Annotated in this window: 18 protein-coding genes and 1 pseudogene; 9 read left to right on the top strand and 10 right to left on the bottom strand. The window is 59.3% G+C overall.

Going from position 1 to position 19,601, the window contains the following annotated elements; translation table 11 throughout:
• Positions 1–161: 161 nt before the first annotated feature.
• The gene (locus tag LOY68_RS12735) at positions 162–1,268 is read left to right on the top strand and encodes a hypothetical protein (protein WP_265044924.1); all 1,107 of its coding nucleotides are present in this window, start codon (positions 162–164) and stop codon (positions 1,266–1,268) included.
• A gap of 104 nt (positions 1,269–1,372) precedes the next feature.
• Here the strand turns inward: LOY68_RS12735 and LOY68_RS12730 are convergent, their stop codons facing one another.
• On the bottom strand, positions 1,373–1,711 hold the full coding sequence (locus tag LOY68_RS12730; RefSeq protein ID WP_163909652.1) for an FKBP-type peptidyl-prolyl cis-trans isomerase: 339 nt from the start codon (positions 1,709–1,711) through the stop codon (positions 1,373–1,375).
• Between the two features lie 173 nt (positions 1,712–1,884).
• Here LOY68_RS12730 and LOY68_RS12725 point away from each other — a divergent pair.
• Positions 1,885–2,956, top strand: a pseudogene (locus tag LOY68_RS12725) (diguanylate cyclase domain-containing protein).
• A gap of 34 nt (positions 2,957–2,990) precedes the next feature.
• On the opposite strand, the gene LOY68_RS12720 reads toward LOY68_RS12725, so the two are convergent.
• Positions 2,991–3,299, bottom strand: coding sequence for an RcnB family protein (locus tag LOY68_RS12720; protein WP_265044923.1), 309 nt, complete (start codon positions 3,297–3,299; stop codon positions 2,991–2,993).
• Between the two features lie 182 nt (positions 3,300–3,481).
• Here LOY68_RS12720 and LOY68_RS12715 point away from each other — a divergent pair, with 182 nt between their 5' ends.
• From LOY68_RS12715 to LOY68_RS12700, 4 genes are all read left to right on the top strand, one after another.
• On the top strand, positions 3,482–4,087 hold the full coding sequence (locus tag LOY68_RS12715) for a LemA family protein (RefSeq protein WP_265044921.1): 606 nt from the start codon (positions 3,482–3,484) through the stop codon (positions 4,085–4,087).
• A 22-nt stretch (positions 4,088–4,109) separates the two neighbouring features.
• Positions 4,110–5,156: a M48 family metallopeptidase gene (locus LOY68_RS12710; RefSeq protein WP_265044920.1), complete on the top strand. Its 1,047-nt coding sequence runs from the start codon at positions 4,110–4,112 to the stop codon at positions 5,154–5,156.
• 302 nt (positions 5,157–5,458) lie between these two features.
• On the top strand, positions 5,459–6,751 hold the full coding sequence (locus LOY68_RS12705) for an MFS transporter (protein WP_265044918.1): 1,293 nt from the start codon (positions 5,459–5,461) through the stop codon (positions 6,749–6,751).
• A gap of 27 nt (positions 6,752–6,778) precedes the next feature.
• Positions 6,779–7,549: a substrate-binding domain-containing protein gene (locus LOY68_RS12700; RefSeq protein WP_265044916.1), complete on the top strand. Its 771-nt coding sequence runs from the start codon at positions 6,779–6,781 to the stop codon at positions 7,547–7,549.
• On the opposite strand, the gene LOY68_RS12695 is transcribed toward LOY68_RS12700, so the two are convergent.
• Positions 7,539–8,453, bottom strand: coding sequence for a LysR family transcriptional regulator (locus LOY68_RS12695; protein WP_054054454.1), 915 nt, complete (start codon positions 8,451–8,453; stop codon positions 7,539–7,541). The genes LOY68_RS12700 and LOY68_RS12695 overlap by 11 nt on opposite strands.
• A gap of 405 nt (positions 8,454–8,858) precedes the next feature.
• Between LOY68_RS12695 and LOY68_RS12690 the strand changes: the two genes are divergently transcribed.
• Entirely contained in the window at positions 8,859–10,670 is a 1,812-nt protein-coding gene (locus LOY68_RS12690; RefSeq protein WP_054615187.1) for a monovalent cation:proton antiporter-2 (CPA2) family protein, read from the top strand.
• 195 nt (positions 10,671–10,865) lie between these two features.
• Here the strand turns inward: LOY68_RS12690 and hcnC are convergent, their stop codons facing one another.
• From hcnC to LOY68_RS12665, 5 genes are all read right to left on the bottom strand, one after another.
• A complete protein-coding gene (hcnC, locus tag LOY68_RS12685) occupies positions 10,866–12,125 on the bottom strand; it encodes a cyanide-forming glycine dehydrogenase subunit HcnC (RefSeq protein ID WP_265044912.1) in 1,260 nt (419 codons plus the stop codon).
• Positions 12,118–13,527, bottom strand: a complete 1,410-nt coding sequence (gene hcnB, locus LOY68_RS12680; RefSeq protein ID WP_265044911.1) for a cyanide-forming glycine dehydrogenase subunit HcnB — start codon at positions 13,525–13,527, stop codon at positions 12,118–12,120. The genes hcnC and hcnB overlap by 8 nt, the downstream gene beginning before the upstream one ends.
• A complete protein-coding gene (gene hcnA, locus LOY68_RS12675) occupies positions 13,524–13,838 on the bottom strand; it encodes a cyanide-forming glycine dehydrogenase subunit HcnA (protein WP_163909641.1) in 315 nt (104 codons plus the stop codon). Before hcnA ends, hcnB begins: the two co-directional genes overlap by 4 nt.
• 245 nt (positions 13,839–14,083) lie before the next feature.
• The gene (locus LOY68_RS12670) at positions 14,084–14,623 is read right to left on the bottom strand and encodes a hypothetical protein (RefSeq protein ID WP_265044909.1); all 540 of its coding nucleotides are present in this window, start codon (positions 14,621–14,623) and stop codon (positions 14,084–14,086) included.
• 299 nt (positions 14,624–14,922) lie between these two features.
• A complete protein-coding gene (locus tag LOY68_RS12665) occupies positions 14,923–15,864 on the bottom strand; it encodes a hypothetical protein (protein WP_163909639.1) in 942 nt (313 codons plus the stop codon).
• A 310-nt stretch (positions 15,865–16,174) separates the two neighbouring features.
• On the opposite strand from LOY68_RS12665, the gene LOY68_RS12660 reads away from it, so the two are divergent.
• Both LOY68_RS12660 and LOY68_RS12655 read left to right on the top strand, forming a co-directional pair.
• Positions 16,175–16,858 (top strand): response regulator transcription factor, encoded by a 684-nt coding sequence (locus tag LOY68_RS12660; protein ID WP_163909638.1) that lies wholly within the window; start codon positions 16,175–16,177, stop codon positions 16,856–16,858.
• Complete coding sequence (locus tag LOY68_RS12655; protein WP_265044906.1) at positions 16,836–18,230, top strand: sensor histidine kinase; 1,395 nt, start codon at positions 16,836–16,838, stop codon at positions 18,228–18,230. The genes LOY68_RS12660 and LOY68_RS12655 overlap by 23 nt, the downstream gene beginning before the upstream one ends.
• Before the next feature lie 135 nt (positions 18,231–18,365).
• Here the strand turns inward: LOY68_RS12655 and LOY68_RS12650 are convergent, their stop codons facing one another.
• Positions 18,366–18,776, bottom strand: a complete 411-nt coding sequence (locus LOY68_RS12650) for an SRPBCC family protein (protein WP_265044905.1) — start codon at positions 18,774–18,776, stop codon at positions 18,366–18,368.
• A 27-nt stretch (positions 18,777–18,803) separates the two neighbouring features.
• Positions 18,804–19,601 (bottom strand): SDR family NAD(P)-dependent oxidoreductase, encoded by a 798-nt coding sequence (locus tag LOY68_RS12645; protein ID WP_054052681.1) that lies wholly within the window; start codon positions 19,599–19,601, stop codon positions 18,804–18,806.

The following is a 19,601-nucleotide window of genomic DNA, read 5'->3' as shown; positions in this document are numbered from 1 at the left end:
TTTCAGGATTTCAGCGTCGTGAAAATTGCACTGGCTGATTACTTGACATATCCCCGATCGATGCTTAAGTCTCCCAGTCCACATGCAATGGAATACCGGGCAATATCATTCTGATATTAACTAGTATCATATTGCCGCACTGGCCATTACAGGGAGGTTTAATGAATTGTTCATCACTTGTTCGCGCGGCCATATCAGCCACTGAATTAGCCGAGATCAAGGAAAGGCTCGAAGCCTTTTTGAATAATAACGAGCAAAGACCTTTGTGCTCGTTCCTCTCCGGCTCGGTGGCCGAGGGGCTGGCGACAACCCGATCTGACTATGATGTGTATGCCCTGTACGAAACCTGCGAAGAAGGTGAAACCCTTGTTACAGGCGGACAACGGCCCATCGAAGTCACACGGATAAGCCTCGCGAAACTGCAGAACATCATCGAAGTGCTGATGATCGGCGAGGACCTGCCCAGTGTCACCAGCTATGAACTGCTGTTGTGTCACCGGCTGTATACGGGGATTGGCCTGACCCACTCTCACATTTTTGATCAATTGAAAAAAACACTGGATGTTGATGTCTTCCGAAACAGGTTGAGCGATTTCTGTCGACTCAATGCTGAGCGTTCAATGAAGGTCAGCGCGGGTTTCGCCGAAGCGGGAGACTTCGATTCCGCGATGCTCTCTGCGAGAACTGCGGCGAAACACAGCTTTAATCAGCTCTTGGTCTTCAGCGGCGCAACGTCTTTACTGGACAAATGGCAGTTACGTTACGCGCAGCTTTTTATGGGTGAAACACACCTGGCGTTTGAGCGTTTCGTGGACGTTTTCGCCGGAACATTCAGCGGGTCCGTAAACCAGAAAAAGGTTTACCTGCAGAGTTGCTACCGCTTTTTGCAAGTCATGGCGGATCATGCCTTGCTCGCGAATCGCATGCATGAAAACGATTTCTGGACGTTCTCCCGTTTCTTCCCCACGCATCTTTCAGGAAGCGCTCGGCTACTTGAAAAACCGCCGGGCATTCGGGTTGTCAGCCACGCAGACACGTTTTTTCTATTGCAGCTCAATACTCCGCTGATGGAGCTTCCAGAATCTGCGGCGTTGTTATGGGCGCTTATCGATAACGACTCTTGCGTCAACGACGTTCTGCAACGAGCTACTGAAGGGCTGCAGCTATCTGAAGAAGAATGCACTCAATACTTGCAGACATTTCTGTCGGCCGGTGTGATAACGATGAGCCGTTTCGACCTGCCGCTGCGACATTTGACGGGCGATTGACCGGGGGCTACGAGCTGCTGGTCTTCGTTCCAAAAACAAAAAAACCCGCCCTCTCATTTCACCGAGAAGGCGGGGTTTTTTCGTTTCAAACCACTAGCAATCCATCAATCATCCCGCGTCAGCACTTCCAGCAATTCAATCTCGAAGATCAAATTCGAATTCGGCGGAATCGCGCCCATCGTGCGTTCGGCATACGCCAAATGCGCCGGCACCAGCAGCTTGCGCTTACCGCCCACCTGCATGCCCATAATCCCCTGGTCCCAGCCTTTAATGACCCGGCCAGTCCCGATCACGCACTGAAAAGGTTTGCCTCGGCTGTAGGAAGAATCGAACTCAGTGCCGTCTTCCAGCCACCCGCGATATTGCGTGGTGATCAGCGCGCCTTTGACCGCTGCTTTGCCGTCGCCCGGTTCTAGGTCGATTACCTGAAGCTCATCATTCATTACATGCACTCGTCTGTTCACTCCCTCGCAAGGGCTTATGGGCGTCGTTTTCCCAGATTTGCGAGCAATTGGCAACCGTTCGGCGCGGTTTGGATCTATTTACGCTCGTCAGCCTGAACTAAGATAAGCAGCATCACCCCCACGGTTGAACATGTCATGACGGCCATTGCTGAATGAGTTTCCTCTGGATCAGCGCTGCCATTGGCAGTGATGCTTGCCCTGCTGGTAGCGCTACTTTGCCGTCAGTATTCCTTGCAACAGCAGTTGACCGAATGCCGCGCGCTGATCGCCAGCCTGTCCAAAGGACAAAACATTCACCTGGACGGTGACGCCGAGCGCTTCAAGCGCAGCCAGTATTTCGCGCGTATCGGCACGTGGGACTGGGACGTGGACACCGACAAGCTCTACTGGTCGGAGGCGATCTACGGCATGTTCGGGTTCAAGATTGGCGAAGTCACGCCCTCCTACACCTTGTTCTGTTCCTGCGTGCACCCGGACGACCGGGTCAAGGTCCGTGCCGGTGAATTACGTTGCCTGGAAACCGGCGAGAACCATGACGAGGAATACCGCGTGGTCTGGCCCGACGGCACCATCCGTTGGCTGCGCGAAACCGGCAATGTGGTGAAGAACGATCACGACACCACGATCAAAATGATGGGCGTGGTGCGCGACATCACCGAAGAAAAAGCCTCGGCCAGTTACCTGCAACACCTGGCCCACTACGATCCGCTGACCGGTCTGCCCAATCGCATTGTCCTGGAAGAACGCCTGTGCGAAGCGCTTGAGCAAGCGCGGATCAGCGCGACACGGGTAGCGCTGGTGTTTGTCGACCTCAATGGGTTCAAGGCCATCAATGACCATTACGGTCATGCGGCGGGCGACCGGGTGTTGGTCACCACGGCGACACGACTGAAAAAAATCCTGCGTTCAACCGACACCGTCGCCCGGATCGGCGGCGACGAATTCGTGGTCATCCTGCAAGGCTTGCCTACGGGCATCAACTTGCAGGACGAAGCGCGCAGCATCTGTCAGAACATTTTCATCGAGCTTTCACCGCCGATGACGATTGGTAATGATCAGCGGCACATCGGCACCAGTCTTGGGGTCGCGGTGTTTCCGGATCATGCGGCGAGCATGGATCGGCTGATTCATATCGCGGATCTGGCGATGTATGAGGCGAAACGTAGCGGGAATAATCAGTATCGGTTGGGGGCTATCAGCCCGGCGCGTGCTCATAGTGAATAACTCCGAACACGCGCCAAGACGCTAGCCGCGCCGCTTACCGCTCTACCGGTGTGACATCCACAATCGTCCCGTTCGTAATCTTCACCATCATGTACTTGTCATTGATCTGCACCCACTGCGCATCAGCCGACGGCGCCTTCAGGCCTTTGGCCTTCCAGTTCTTCACGGCTTTTTCGCTGCGTTGATACATGTCCGGTGCGCGGTCGCCTTTTACCAGGCTGCGGGAATTGTTGACGCCGGGCTGGACGGTTTTCTGGGGTGGCTCTGCGGCCTGGACGATGGGGTTGATAGTGGCGATGCCGGCGACAAGGGCGAGGCTGGCGATAAGGGTTTTGCTGTTCATCGGTGAACCTCTATAAAAAATGCGGTGTTCGAAGTGGGACCACGACCACCCTCAAACATTCGAAACCATTCATACAGACTGTAAGCCAAGCAATCAGCCAGCGCGGCCGACAGCAGTCAAACCCTGGGTTTTCCGCTAACATCCTGCGCAAAATCCCGCAGAGTGAACAAGGACATCACACCATGAGTACTTCCAATATTGTCATGCTGGTCATTTTGGCCATCCTGATTCTCTGCGTTCTGTATGCCATCGGGCTCTTCAATAACCTGGTCGCCCGCCGTAACGAAATCACCAACGCCTTCGCGCAGGTTGAGGTTCAACTCAAACGCCGCTACGACCTGATTCCCAATCTGGTGGCCACCGCCAAGGGATATCTGGCCCACGAGCGCGAGACGTTGGAGGCCGTCATTTCTGCGCGAAATAACGCACTGGCCGGGCTCAAGGCCGCACAGGCGCAACCGGGAGATGCTCGAAATATTGCCCAACTGAGCCTTGCCGATGGCGTGCTCAACAATGCGATGGGTCGCCTGAGCGTAACCCTGGAAGCCTATCCCGAACTCAAGGCTTCGCAGGCCATGCAGCAACTGAGTGAAGAAATCAGCAGCACCGAAAACAAAGTGACCTTCGCACGGCAGGTGTTCAACGATGCAGTGCTGACTTACAACAACCTCAAGCAAAGCTTCCCCGCCGTGCTATTCGCCGCTCGCTTCGGCCATGGCGCTGATGCCACCCCGCTGGAATTTGCCGACACCGCGGCTATTCAACAAACCCCACAGGTTTCCTTCTGACACGTTGCCCACGGATGGCTCGATGAATTTTTTCGCACAACAACGCCAGGCCAAACACCGGACAGCGTTACTCGTCCTGCTGATGAGCCTGGCGGTGCTTAGCCTGATCACCGTCACCAGCCTCATCTTCAGCCTTGATCGTGCCAACGACGGCAGCGATACATTGGTCATCAAGTGGCAAAACTTCGCGATGCCAGCGTCGATCATCGTTGGCGTCGTTTTACTCGGTAGCCTGGCCAAGTACGCCCAGCTTCTGGCTGGCGGCAAAGTCATTGCCGAAGAATTGGGTGGACGCCAGATCGATCAAGGCGGCCGAACGCTGGAAGAGCAACGCCTGCTCAACATCGTCGAAGAAATGGCCCTTGCCTCGGGCGTGACGGTGCCGACCGTCTATCTGCTGCCGGATGAAGGCATCAATGCTTTCGCGGCAGGGTTTACCCCTAAGGATGCAGTGATCGGCGTGACGCAGGGGGCGATAACACTGCTTACACGGGAAGAACTGCAAGGCGTGATCGCCCACGAATTCAGCCATATCTACAACGGCGACATGCGCCTGAACATGCACATGGTGGCAGTCGTTAGTGGCTTGTTAGTCCTGGGCCTTATGGGCGGCCTGATCCTGCTCAAAGTGAGTCAGGGAAATCAGCGTGACAACCGTTTCAAGATAGCGGGTCTGTTTATCGGTCTGATTTTGTGTGTGGCCGGATTTGCCGGAAGTTTATTGGGCAGCCTGATCAAGGCAGCCGTCAGTCGGCAACGCGAGTTCCTGGCTGATGCTACCGCCGTGCAGTACACCCGTAACCCTGACAGTATTGCTGGCGCACTGAAAAAGATTGGTGGTTATGCCCAAGGCTCACACATCAGCGCCAAAAGAGCCGGTGAGTTCAGCCACCTGTTTTTCAGTCCTGGCACGTCGTCGGTAATGGAGCGTTTATTTGCAACGCATCCTGACTTGAGTGAGCGAATCCGGCGGATCGATGCGCAATGGGATGGCACGTTCCCTATGATTGAAGCGGCAAAAATGCCAGACACTCGGGCTGCGCGAACGGCGGATCAATCCCTAGTGTAGGGATGATTTATCTGACGGGTGGGTTGTCTGTTTGGGCGCCTTCGCGAGCAGGCTCGCTCCCACCTTTGTTCGCGGTTGCTCGCTGATTCTGTGTTCGCTGAAGATCCCTGTGGGAGCGAGCCTGCTCGTGAAAGCGGTAGCTCAGACAACAACAATCCCAGCCCCATTGATCCGCCTCACGCATCAATACATGCCAACTATGCAATTAACATATCGATGCCCCTGCTCCACTATCCGCCCCAATAAGAACCGTGCGCCGCCCCCACGCGGCGCACGTCATAAAAGCGGTGGAGTACACGTCAATGACAGCAGCAATCCCTTCCGGTCGTTCCCGGGCCGGTGCGATTTTCCGGGTCACGTCGGGCAATTTCCTCGAACAGTTCGACTTCTTCCTTTTCGGCTTCTATGCCACGCAGATCGCGGCCGTATTCTTCCCGGCCAGCAGCGAGTTCGCCTCCCTGATGATGACCTTCGCGGTGTTTGGCGCGGGTTTCCTGATGCGCCCGCTCGGCGCCGTGGTGCTGGGTGCCTACATCGATGATGTGGGCCGGCGCAAAGGGCTGATCGTCACGCTGTCGATCATGGCCAGCGGCACGATCCTGATTGTGCTGGTGCCCGGTTACGAAAGCATCGGGCTGTTCGCGCCAGCCATCGTGTTGATTGGCCGCTTGCTGCAAGGCTTCTCCGCCGGTGCGGAAATGGGCGGTGTCTCAGTCTACCTGTCGGAGATCGCCACGCCGGGCAACAAGGGCTTTTTCACCAGTTGGCAGTCCGCCAGCCAGCAAGTGGCGATCATCGTCGCGGCAGCGCTGGGTTATGGGCTGAACCAATGGATGGCGCCGGCAATGATTGCCGACTGGGGCTGGCGGATTCCGTTTTTCGTGGGCTGCATGATTGTGCCGTTCATCTTCTTCCTGCGCCGCAACCTTGAAGAAACCGAAGAGTTCGCCGCGCGCAAGCACCGTCCGAGCATGGGCGATGTGTTTCGCACCCTCGCGCAGAACTGGGTGATCGTGTTCGCCGGGATGATGGTGGTCGCCCTGACCACCACCGCGTTTTACCTGATCACCGTGTACGCGCCGACCTTCGGCAAAACCGTGCTGCACTTGAGTACGTCCGATGCGCTGCTGGTGACGCTGTTGGTCGGTGTTTCCAACTTCTTCTGGCTGCCGCTGGGCGGTGCCTTGTCCGATCGCATCGGGCGGCGTCCGGTGCTGATCGCCATGGCGCTGCTGACCCTGGCCACGGCCTATCCGGCGCTGACGTATCTGGTGAACGCGCCGAGTTTCATCAACATGCTGCTGGTGTTGCTGTGGTTGTCATTCATCTATGGCTTGTACAACGGCGCGATGATCGCCGCACTCACCGAAATCATGCCGGTGGAAGTGCGGGTCGCCGGGTTCTCGCTGGCGTACAGCCTGGCCACCGCAGTGTTTGGTGGTTTCACCCCGGCGATGTCGACCCTGCTGATCCAGTACACCGGCGACAAGGCGGCGCCCGGTTACTGGATGAGTTTTGCCGCGCTCTGTGCGCTGTGCGCAACGCTGTTTCTCTATCGCCGCGCTTCCGGGCGCCTGCAACCGGCCGTGTCGTGACCGACCTTTGACTGCGAGAATCATTCGATGAAAAAGCTTTTTAACTTTGCAGCACTGATCCTCATCGCGAGTCTGAGCACCGCCGCCCAGGCTGAAGAAATTCGTGTGATGACCTCGGGCGGGTTTACTGCCGCCTACAAAATTCTCGGCCCTGAATTCGCCGCGTCCACTGGCAATACGCTGGATACGGCCCTCGGCCCGTCCATGGGCAAGGCGCCGGAAGCGATTCCCAATCGCCTGGCGCGTGGTGAAAAAGCCGACGTGGTGATCATGGTCGGCTACGCACTGGATGACTTGATCAAACAAGGCAAAGTCGACCCCGCTTCACGGGTTGAACTGGCGGATTCGCGCATCGGCCTGGTGGTGCGCGAAGGCGCGGCGAAGCCGGACATCAGTTCGGTGGAGGGCCTGAAAAAGACCTTGCTCGACGCGCAATCGGTGGCCTATTCCGACAGCGCCAGCGGTGTGTACATCGAGGAGCAGTTGTTCAAGAAATTGGGCATCGAAGACCAGCTCAAGCCGAAGTCGAAGATGATCCCGAAAATCCCGGTGGGCTCGGTGGTTGCCACGGGCGATTACCAACTCGGCTTCCAGCAGGTCAGCGAGTTGCTGCCGGTGCCGGGGGTGAGTTTTGTGGCGAAGATTCCGGAGTCGGTGCAGTCGGTGACCCGCTTCGCCGCCGGCATTCCGGTAGGCGCGCAACACCCGGCGCAGGCCAAGGCGTTGCTGGCTTACCTGGCCTCGCCGGCCGTTCAGCCGCAGGTGCAAGCCACGGGGCTGGATTCGGTCAGCCGCTGATTGTTGGTGGCTGGACTTTCATTTCCACCACCAGGCGTTCCAGTTCCAACGCTGCCGGGGTCAAGGTTCGACCCCGGCGCTTGATCAGGCCGACACTGCGCATCACTTGCGGATCGGTCAGCGGCACCCGAGTCAAAATCGGGTGATCCTCCGCCGGCATCGCCATCAACGGCACCGCCGCCACACCCAGCCCCGCCTCCACCAGACCGATCATCGTCGTGACATGACGGGTTTCGCAGATGCTTGGGCGCTGCGGCACCACACCGGCCAGTGCTTGATCGAGCAAGAAGCGATTGCCCGAGGTCTTGTCGAGGGAGATGTAGTCCTGCTGGTAAAACTCGTCCCAGGTCACGCTGCTGCGCCCGGCCAACGGGTGATCGCGCCGACAGGCCACCACGTAGCCTTCCTGCACCAGCGGTTCGAATTCGACCTCGGCTTCGAGGGTGCCCATGAAACTCAGGCCGAAATCCGCCTCGCCATTGACCACCGCACTCAGCACGTCGTGGGCGCTGGAATCGAGGACTTTGACCTTGATCCGCGGAAATTGTCGGTGGTAATGCGCGATCACCCGCGGCATGAAGTAGTACGCCGCCGACGGCACACAGGCGACAGTGACATGGCCGAGACGGGTCGAGGCGACTTCGCTGATGCCGAGCAGCGCTACGTCCAGATCGTCCAGCAAGCGCTCGACGCTGGGAATGAAACCGCGCCCGGCCTGGGTCAGGCTGACTTTGCGGGTGGTGCGTTCGAAGAGTTTTACGCCGAGTGCGTCTTCAAGCTTTTCGATGCGCCGGCTCAGGGCGGGCTGGGAAATACGCACCGTGTCGGCAGCCTTGCGAAAGCTGCCCTGCTCAACCACGGCGCGGAAGGCTTGCAGGTCGTTGAGGTCGAAGTTGATGGCCATGTGGGTGCTCAGGGGCAGGTTGATTGATCAGCTTAAACTATTAGTCCGTGGAATTGATGTTGCTAGTGAGGACGCCTTCGCGAGCAGGCTCGCTCCCACAGGAGGCTCTGCTGGGCACAGATTATGTGTACGACTCAGATCCCCTGTGGGAGCGGGCTTGCTCGCGAAAGCGGTGTGTCTGGCGAAAAGGATGTTGGATGTGATGGCCCTTTCGCGAGCAAGCCCGCTCCCACAGGGGGCTATTAGCGGCCGCAGATGATGTGTACGGCACAGATCCCATGTGGGAGCGAGCCTGCTCGCGAAGGCGGTGTGTCAGGCAACTTCATTTCATCTGCAAGGCTGACGCACGCGGCCTCAGCCTTTATCCTTGTCACCCCCGCTCTACCGAGTCTATGGAGTTTCGCCATGCCCCATGAAGGCAACCTGTTGCAAGCCGCTGTCGTGTTTCTGTTCGCGGCGGTGCTCACCGTGCCTTTGGCCAAACGCCTGCAATTGGGCGCGGTGCTGGGTTATTTGTTTGCCGGGGTGATCATCGGGCCATCGGTGCTGGGCTTGATCGGCAACCCGCAAAGCGTCAGCCACATTTCCGAGCTGGGGGTGGTGTTGCTGCTGTTTATCATCGGCCTGGAGCTGTCGCCGCGACGTTTGTGGGTGATGCGCAAATCGGTGTTCGGCGTCGGCCTTGCGCAGGTATTGCTGACGGGCTCGGTCATCGGGGTGCTGGCACTGTTTGTGTTCGGCCAGTCGCTGAACAGCGCGATAGTGCTGGGCTTGGGCCTGGCGTTGTCGTCCACCGCGTTTGGTTTGCAGAGCCTCGCCGAGCGCAAGGAACTGACCAGTCCCCATGGGCGGCTGGCGTTCGCGATTTTGCTGTTCCAGGACATCGCTGCAATTCCGCTGATCGCCATGGTGCCGTTGCTGGCCGGCGGTGATCACACCACCAGCGCCGCCGAAGACTTGAACCATGGCCTGCGGGTCCTGGGCAGTATTGCCGTAGTGGTGATCGGCGGGCGTTATCTGCTGCGGCCGGTGTTCCGGGTGGTGGCTAAAACCGGTCTGCCGGAAGTCTCTACCGCCACCGCGTTGCTGGTGGTGATCGGTACCGCGTGGTTGATGGATCTGGTCGGCGTGTCGATGGCGTTGGGGGCGTTCCTCGCCGGATTGCTGTTGGCGGACTCCGAATACCGTCACGAACTGGAAGCGCAGATCGAACCGTTCAAGGGTTTGCTGTTGGGGCTGTTCTTTATCAGCGTCGGCATGGGCGCCAACCTGAGTCTGCTACTCAGCGCGCCAATCACGGTGCTGGGCCTGACCCTGCTGCTGATCGCGATCAAGCTGCCGCTGTTGTTTGTTGTCGGGCGCCTGGCCGGTGGTTTGGGCAAGGTCAGTGCGATTCGCCTCGGCATCGTGCTCGCGGCGGGCGGTGAGTTTGCGTTTGTGGTGTTCAAGATCGGGCGCGATCAGGGCTTGTTCGAGCCGCGCCTGTACGACCTGCTGGTGCTGACGATTACCCTGTCCATGGCCGTAACACCACTGCTGTTGCTGCTGTGCGCGCGGCTGTATTCGCCGAAAGTGCAGCCAGTGGTAGTGCCGGAAAAATTTCGCGACATCGACACCGACGCCCCGCGTGTGGTGATCGCCGGCATGGGTCGGATGGGCCAGATCGTTTCGCGGATTCTGCGCGCGCAGAACATCAAGTTCGTGGCGCTGGACACCTCGGTGGAAACTATCGAACTGTCCCGCAGCTTCGGAGGTGTGCCGGTGTTCTACGGCGACCCGATGCGCCCGGAAATCCTCAGCGCAGCCAAGGTCGAGCAGGCGGAGTATTTCGTGATCGCCACGGACGACCCGGACACCAATATCAAGACCGCCGAAGTGGTACACCGCTTGTACCCGCACATCAAAATCATCGCCCGGGCGCGCAACCGCCAGCACGTTCACCGCTTGGTCGACCTCGGCGCCGAGGCGATTCGGGAAACCTACTATTCCAGCCTGGAAATGAGCCGCCGCACACTGGTTGGCCTCGGGTTGACCCAGGCCCAGGCGGATGCGCGGATCAAACGCTTCAAGCATCACGATGAACAGGTGCTGGAAGCCCAGCATGCGGTGTATGACGATGCGGCGAAGGTGTTGCAGACCGCGCAGGAAGCGCGGGCGGAACTGGCCAAGTTGTTTGAGTCGGATCAGTTGGAGGAACAGGAGTCGGGTAAGGCTTGAAGGCCTGAAGGCTTGCGTAATAGACAGGCAGCCTTCGCGAGCAGGCTCGCTCCCACAGGGAATCTGGTTGACCACAAATTGTGGCTACATCCGAGATCTAATGTGGGAGCGGGCTTGCTCGCGAAGAGGCCGTGTCAGTCGAATCAATGCTGACTGATACACCGCTTTCGCGAGCAAGCCCGCTCCCACAAGGGGTCAGGCGGTTTCCAGTGCCTTCACCTCAACCGCGCCCTTGACCTCAAACCGGTCCGCGAGGAACGGCGTGATGTCCAGCGGCAGCGGTTCGTGGTTTACCAGTTTATCCAGCAACACCCCGGTAATCGCCGACGTCAGGATGCCGGTACGAAAGTGCCCGCAGGCATTCAGATACCCCTCCACGCCCTTCATCGGCCCCAGAATCGGCAATTCATCCGGCGACCCCGGACGCAGCCCGGCCCAGGTGCGCTTGAGATTCACGTCAGCCAGTTGCGGAATGCAGCGCACCGCGCCTTGCACAAGCCCGGCGATTTCCGGGTAGGTGGTGGTGACGTCGAAGCCTTTGTCTTCAGTGGTGCTGCCGATCAGGATCTCACCGTTGTCCTTCTGCGCCACGTAGCAATCGCTGGTAGTCAGGCAACCGCGCAGGATCTTCGGCATGCGTTCGGTCAGCAGGATCTGGCCTTTCACCGGATTCACCGGTATGCGAATCCCGGTGGCCTGCTCGCTCAAGTCCGCCGCCCAGGCACCGGCCGCGTTGATCAGCGTGTCGCAATGAAACACCCCGGCCTCGGCGGTTTGCACGCCGGTGACCCGCGAACCATGGTGCAACACGCCAGTGACGTTGGTATTGAAATACATGTCCACACCGTTCTGCCGCGCGCCTTCGGTATAGGCATCGGCCAGGCGGAACGGGCTGACCTGGTGATCGCAAAGGAACTCCAGCGCTCCCCTCGCCCCGTGGCTAACGGCTGGCTCGGCTTCGCGAAGGGCGGCCTGATCGAGCCAGCGCACCTGATCCGCCAGATGCGGAATGCAAGCAACGATATGCTCGGCGTAGAGCCGGTCTTCATTGTCGTAGATCACAAACTTCAGTCCGGTCTTCTCGAACTTGAAATCCATCCCGTGGTTGTCCTGCAACTCCTTGTGCAGCGCCGGGTACATCGCGTTGGACTGCAAGGCGAAATCGAAGAACGACTGCGGCAGGATGTGCGGCGTGCTGGAGTCCACCACCACCGCCGAGCCATGGGCTTCGCGCTTGCGATTGGCCGACATCATGCGAAAGAAAATCACCCCGCAGCCCAACCCCACTGACTCGCCAATAGCCCACAAGCCGCCGGCCGAGGCCCGGGTCGCGTTGCCCGGACGCTTGAAGTCGATCAGCGCCACCTTGAGGTTTTTGCGCTTGGACAATTGATAGGCGCAGGACGCCCCGATCACACCGCCGCCGGCGATGACCACGTCATAGAACTTACTCATGATGGGCTGCCTCCGTATCGGCATTGTGGAAGGCTGAAAATGGGATCGGATCGATGGGAAAGCGCGGTCGCAACCAGCCCACGTCCTGGCGCCCGGTAGCCTCACGCAACCGGTCGCTGCAATAACCGACGCACATCCGGCCCTGACAATCGCCCATGCTGACGCGGGTGCGCATTTTCAAACTGGCCATGTCTTGTACGCCTTGCTCCAGCGCCCGGTCGATGTCGGCGCGGGTTGCGTGTTCGCACCGACAGATCACCGTGTCAGCGGCAGGCAATGCGGTCTGCCCGGCACCGCGTTCGGTGTAGCGATCGACCGCCGCACGAAAGCGCACAATCGCCTTGAGTTTCGACAGATAGCGGTCACGCCTGACCAGCGCCAGTTCCGTGTCCAGTACGTCCCGTTGCAACAGGATCGATAGCGCCGCGATGCGCCCAGCGAACATTGCCGCTTCGCCACCGCGAATCCCGCCCATGTCACCGGCCAGGTGCACGTGGGGCTCGTTGCTTTGCTGCCAGATATTGGCGCTAGCCCGCAGGTAACCGTCGTCGCTGAAGCCATGGTTCAGCCCCATCTGCTGGCTGAGTTGAGTGCGCGGGATAAAGCCGTAACCGACCGCCAAGGTCTGGGCGGCAATGGTTTCGGCGCGACTCAGATCCGGTTCCCAAGTGCGGGAATACGGCGCCACGATGACGGATTTCAACTCGCCGTCGCCCTGGGCCTCTACCACGCCCCAGCCGTAATGCATCGGGATGCCGTGCAGTTTCAAGAACGTCAACATGCTCAAGCCATCGAGAAACAGCTGCGGTTTGTTCAGCAGCGCCAGGCTTTCCCGGGCGATCTTGCCAAACCCGCAGGCCTCGTAGACCCCGGCGACGGTGACCCCGGACGCGTGCAACTGACACGCCACCAGCGGCAGCAACGGACCGGTGCCGGTAATGACCACCGGACCCTGGGGCTTGACCACGCCGCTCTTGATTTGCAACTGCAGCCCGCCGAGCAGAATCACGCCAGGCAAGGTCCAGCCGGGAAATGGCACGCTGCGTTCATGGCAACCGGCCGCCAGCAGCAGTTGCGGATACTCGAATTCGTGCAAGCGCTCGTCGCCATCCAGCACCACCAGTGCACGAGTGCCCTCGGCACCGACCACGCGATGATTGAGCCGCACATCGATCAGCCCCGACTGTGCCTGGAATTCACCGTGCAGGCGGCTCAGGATTTCCGAATAGCGTGGCCCCAGATAGTCGAGCTGAACGCCATCGCGCAACGGCCCGCGATAGACCACACCGCCAAGCCGCGAGGCTTCTTCCAGCAGGGTGCTGCGCACGCCATGTCGAGCCAGTTCAATGGCCGCGGCCATGCCCGCCGGGCCGCCGCCGACGATCACCGGATGCAGGCTCATAAGGCCTCCTGCTCGGCGATGCGATTGACCTGGGTTTCGACGATCATGCCTTCACGCGCGATAGTCTGGCAGGCGCGACGCTTGTGCCGGCCGTTGATCTTCACCAGGCAGCACTGACACACGCCCATGCCGCAATAGGCGCCGCTGATCTGATCGTGATCGTTACGGGCCACCTGGCGCAGGCCAAGGGACTGGATGACTGTTAGGACGGTTTCGCCGATGGCGGCGCTGACCGGTTGGCCGTTGATGTGCAAAGTCATATCCGCCCTGGCCAGCGGCTGGATATCGAAGGTTCTGTCTAAGCGTTGCATTGCAATGTTCTTCCGTGAAAGGTTCAGGTGGGTTCGTCAGCTCCATGCCGTACTACACCTTGCTGGCCAACTGAATACACAACAACGAGGAGGTCTGCATCGGTACTTCGACAGCGCAATAGCTGCGCATGAAAAGTACCTTAGCCGGTACAGCAGAGAGGGCCTGGATCTTTTACGTTAAGCGATATTTCAAAATTAAATATTGATCCACGCCAGTAAAAATGCCCTCCCCTCTAGCCCGGGCCTCAGTTGGAAAAAACGTACTGTCCCTTGATTTTTTTCGGCCCGATAAAGTTCAGGTCCGGGAACAGCAGTGTCTTGAGCCAGGCCACAAAAAACACCATGCCCAGGCCGATCGCAGCGCCGATCAACGTCGATACTGGATCCTCGGAAAAACCCTTGAAAATTTGCGAGGCCTGGCTAAGGGAAAGGATCACGTACACGGTGTAAAACTGCGCCCGGTACTTGTAGAAGCCGTAGGCGAACCACAACGGAATCAGCCCGCTAATCAACGTGAAAATCACCATCGCCTTCGGCCCGATCATCGCGCCCAGGGAGAACCCCGTGAGTGCGCCGAGCAAGGCTTGAGCAATCATCAGCCCGAGCAACACCTTGACCTTGCCCTGATGCTGCGCATTGCGCGCCGGGTCCGGGTGCGAACCGATCCAGTAAGCCAGCACGCGGTCCTTGACCGCCCCGCCGGAAAACGCCTTGAACGTCTCGGTTTTGGAACGCCCGGCGTCGAGCATCGCCGTGATTTGCTGTTTGATTTCCTTCTTGTCCAAGCTGCTTCTCCCTGACACAACACAATTAAATGTGGGAGCGAGCCTGCTCGCGAAAGCGATAGACCATTCAACATTAATGTTGGCTGATACAGCGCTTTCGCGAGCAAGCGCGCTCCCACAGAGGATAAATCGCGTTACATATTGCCCTAGAAAGCAAAACGCCGCTTCTACCAGAGGCAGAAGCGGCAGAGGCATGAGCCTCAGAGGGATCAGTGCATGAACAGGGCGATCAAAATGATGATCGGGATTGGCACGCCAAGAAAGAACAGAAGTAGTGAGCGCATGATGATTCTCCCGGGTTAGCGAACTGGTGGCAGAGTGGTGGTGGTGACGTAGGCATCCGATTCCAGATACACCACGGCATCCCGACGACGACCGCCAAAGGTTGCGGCAAGGCTGGCGAAGAACGCACCGGCCAGCAGCGCGACGAACATCCACAACGCGGTCCAGGCAGCGATTTTGGCAGCGGTGTCAGCGGCTTGTTGAGCGGCAAGTTTGGCGTCGGCAATGGCTTTCTGAGTGCGGGCGTAAACCTCATCCACACGACGTTCGGCATCAGCCTGAGTCAGGTTGGTACGCTGGGCGACCAGTTGTGCGAGGTAGGTCCGGTCTTCAGCAGCCAGTTGGCCGTTGTTGCTCAGGCTGCGCACGAAGATGCGAGTCACGGTGCCACGGGCGGCGTCATCGCTGACGGCGGCCGGACGATCATCGCGGAACAGGCTATCGATGAAATAACCGTACTGGTCACTGTTGGTGTTACCGGCAGCTGTGCCCGCCGCTTGAGTCACGGCACTTGCAGCGCCACCGGCGACACTCGCCCCGGCCTGCACACCACCGCTGACAATGCTGCTGACCGAACCGACCACCAGGGTCGCGGTTACCAGGGTTGCCACGCACCAGGCCAGGAAACCATGGGCGGTATCACGAAAATACACTTCATCACCGTGCATGTTGGCCCACTTCACCCGCAAGCGACCGGCGATGTAGCCGCCGAGCCCGGATGCGACGATTTGCGTGACCGCCAGCCAGATGATCGTTGAAATGCCCAGGCCCTTGGCGCTGACGCCCTCGTTGGCCCACGGTGAGACAGCCGAAAAGCCCAGGCCGAAGCCGAGCAATACCAGAATCAGCGACAACGCCGCTGCGGCAGCAGCCCCGGCGAAAATCGCGCCCCAGGACACGCCCGAGAGCGTGCTTGACTCTTCTGCGGCAGGATAAAAACCCTCTGAGGATCTATTCATTATTGTTCAGCTCCAGGCATGAAAGATGGTGTTACAAATCTTCGAGAGAGGAATTGCAGGCACCGTGCCAGTCGCCAGATATAAATAAATCGTTTTATATCAATAGGTTAAAAATACTAAAAATCCTAGGACCATGCATTTTGCAATAGCTGCTGAATATCAGCGGGTTTTATGCATTGAGAACCGACGTGCAAATAAACGCCCCACACGCAAGGTTCCTCAACCAACATGAAAGTTAATTTAATAAGCCGCGCGCATTTCTTGGCAAAATGCCCTCATTCTGTAACGAACTGAATAGCAGGCCCGCCCTATGACCCGCATCTTGACCATCGAAGACGACGCCGTGACCGCCCGCGAGATCGTGGCCGAACTGAGCAGCCACGGTCTGGACGTGGATTGGGTCGACAATGGCCGCGAAGGCCTGGCGCGCGCGGTCAGCGGCGGCTACGACCTGATCACCCTCGACCGCATGCTGCCGGAGCTCGATGGTCTGGCCATCGTCACCACGCTGCGGACCATGGGCGTGGCCACGCCGATCCTGATGATCAGCGCCCTCTCCGACGTCGATGAGCGCGTGCGCGGGCTGCGGGCCGGTGGCGACGATTACCTGACCAAACCGTTCGCCACCGATGAAATGGCGGCGCGGGTGGAAGTGTTGCTGCGCCGGCAAAGCACCGTCAGCGCCCAGGCCACCACGTTGCGGGTAGCGGATCTGGAGCTGAACCTGATCAGCCACGAAGCCAGCCGCGACGGCGAATTGCTGACCCTGCTGCCCACCGAATATAAATTGCTGGAATTCCTGATGCGCAACACCGGTCAGATCCTGTCGCGCATGATGATTTTCGAAGAGGTCTGGGGTTATCACTTCGACCCCGGCACCAACCTGATCGACGTGCACATTGGCCGTTTGCGCAAAAAGATCGACCCACCCGGCAACGTCCCGTTGATCCGGACTGTGCGAGGCTCGGGGTATGTCATTGCTGAACCCCTCTAAAGGCTGGCGCTCTTCCAGCAGCCGTTTGCTGGCGCTCTACAGTTCACTGTTCGTGGCCTGGAGCGGGATTCTGATGGGGGTCATGTATTACGAGGTGTCCGGTTACCTGGACAACCTGGCCAAGCACTCGTTGATGCAACGCCAACACCTGTTCTCGCGTTTTCAGGGCGAGCAACTGGTGGATGCTCTCGCCGCCAGCATGACTTTCGATATCCGTGGCATCGACGCTTACGGTCTGTTCGACGCCCAGCATCGTTATCTCAGCGGCGCTCTGCGGGAGATCCCGGCGGAGCTGCCACTGGACGGCCGGATTCACATGCTCGGCAACTGCGCCGAGTCCGACGACCCGACGCTGCCCGCCGACAGCTGCGACGCCGTGGCCACGCCAACCCTTGACGGTCGCTGGCTGGTGCTGGTGCGCGACAACGGTTCGTTGTTCGCCGTGACCCAGATCATCCTCCACGCGTTGTTCTGGGGCGTGTCCCTGACCATCCTGCCCGGCATTGCCGGTTGGCATCTGTTGCGTCGCCGCCCGTTGCGACGCATCCGCGCGATCCAGGCCAGCGCCGAAGCCATCGTCGCCGGCGACCTGACTCATCGCTTGCCCCTGTCCAACCGCCGCGACGAACTGGACATGCTCGCCGCCATCGTCAACGCCATGCTCGAACGCATCGAGCGCTTGATGAACGAAGTCAAAGGCGTGTGCGACAACATCGCCCACGACCTGCGTACCCCGCTGACCCGCCTGCGAGCGCAGCTCTATCGGATCCAGCAACAGGCCGACGAGAGCTCGCCTCTGGTGCAGCAACTGGATTCGGTGCTGGCCGAGGCGGATACATTGATGGCGCGGTTTCGCGGATTGCTGCGGATTTCAGAACTGGAGGATCGTCAGCGGCGTTCCGGGTTTGTGCAGCTTGATCCAGTGCCATTGCTGCGGGAATTGCATGACTTTTATCTGCCGCTGGCGGAGGAAGGTGAACTGTCTTTTCAACTGCAACTGCCTGAGTCCTTGCCGACACTGAATGGCGACCGGGCGTTGCTGTTCGAAGCGGTTGCGAACCTGTTGAGCAACTCGATCAAATTCACCCCGCCCGGTGGCCAGGTAATCTTGCGCGGGATCAATCAAGGTGGGCATACACGGATTGAAGTAATCGACTCAGGGCCGGGTATTCCGCCGTCGGAACGAGAAGCCGTGTTCCAACGCTTTTATCGGGCCGAGGGTGGGAATCAGCAGAGCGGGTTCGGGCTGGGTCTGTCGATTGTCGCGGCGATTGTCAGCCTGCACGGCTTCACCCTGGAAGTAGGCACCAGCGACAACGGCGGCGCACGGTTGGCGCTGGATTGCCGGCAGAGTTTGATTCCACCGACGTAACGCTAATGCGTGGCCGCAGGAGATCAATGTAGGAGCTGCCGAAGGCTGCGATCTTTTGACCTTGATCTTCTTTGTTCCGCTGAGAACCAAGATCAAAAGATCGCAGCCTTCGGCAGCTCCTACAGGGGACCGGCGTCAGGCCGGGTAGTTGGCCCGCAGGGCTTCTAGGCCGCCCTTGTAGATCCCGTCAAACAGCGCTTCGACTTCTTCATCGGTCACGCCTTTGGCGGTGAACCGGCCGGACCAGGTCACGCGAGCGCCCTGCCCTTGTGCTTCAACACGCAACGTCGCCAGGTAGTCAGTCGCCGGGAACGGCGCCTGCTCGATCGAGTAGCTGTAGGTTTTGCCCGCGTTGTCGAACGCTTCCAAACGCTCAACCACCACGGCGCCATCCGCCGTTTGCAGGCTGCGTACGCGGCCGCCTGCGCTCAGTTCGCTTTTCACAATGAACGGCAGCCAGTCCGGCAGCGAGTCAAAACCGCCGATCAATTGCCAGACCTGATCGGCCGAAGCCGGGATGTCGATAGTTGCTGATGCAGTTGCCATAAATGAGTGTCTCTCTATGAATTCAGTTCAGATTGCCATGCTGTCGACGACGCCGCCATCCACACGCAATGCCGCGCCGGTAGTGGCCGAAGACAATGGCGAAGCGATGTAGGCCACCAGGTTGGCGACTTCTTCCACGTCGGCCACGCGCTGGATGATCGAGCTCGGGCGCGCCTTGCGTACAAAGACGTCGGCTTCTTCCCGGGCGCTGCGGCCGGACTCGGCGGTGGCGTCCTTGAGCATTTGTTCCAGGCCGTCGGTGAAGGTCGGGCCGGGCAGGATCGCGTTGACCGTCACGCCAGTGCCGGCCAGGCGTTTGGCCAGACCGTGGGACACCGCCAGGTTGGCGCTTTTGGTCACGCCATAGTTGATCATGTCGGCCGGGATCGCCACCCCGGATTCCGAGGACAGGAAGATCACCCGGCCCCAACCATTCTTGACCATCTCGGGTGTGTAATGCCGGGACAGGCGCACGCCGGAGATCACGTTGACTTCATAGAAGCGCGTCCACTCGCTGTCCGGTGCGTCGAAGAAATCCACGTCGTCGAAGATCCCGAGGTTGTTCACCAGGATGTCCGCACGCGGTTCGGCGGCGAACAATTGCTCGGCGCCTTCGGCGGTGCCGAGGTCGGCGGTGAGGCCACGCAATTGTGCGCCCGGCACGCTGTCGCGAATGCTCGCCAGTGCCTGCTCAACCTTGGCCGAGTCGCGGCCGATCACCACCACCGTGGCGCCGCACTCGGCCAGCGCCTTGCTGATGCCCAGGCCAATGCCAGCGGTGCTGCCGCTGACGATGGCGAGTTTTCCAGTCAGATCGATTTTCAT

It is taken from the genome of Pseudomonas sp. B21-053, from assembly GCF_026016365.1.
Classification (GTDB): domain Bacteria; phylum Pseudomonadota; class Gammaproteobacteria; order Pseudomonadales; family Pseudomonadaceae; genus Aquipseudomonas; species Aquipseudomonas nunensis.
The sequence above is the reverse complement of the archived record's forward strand: the minus strand, read 5'-3'. Positions and strand labels throughout refer to the sequence as shown.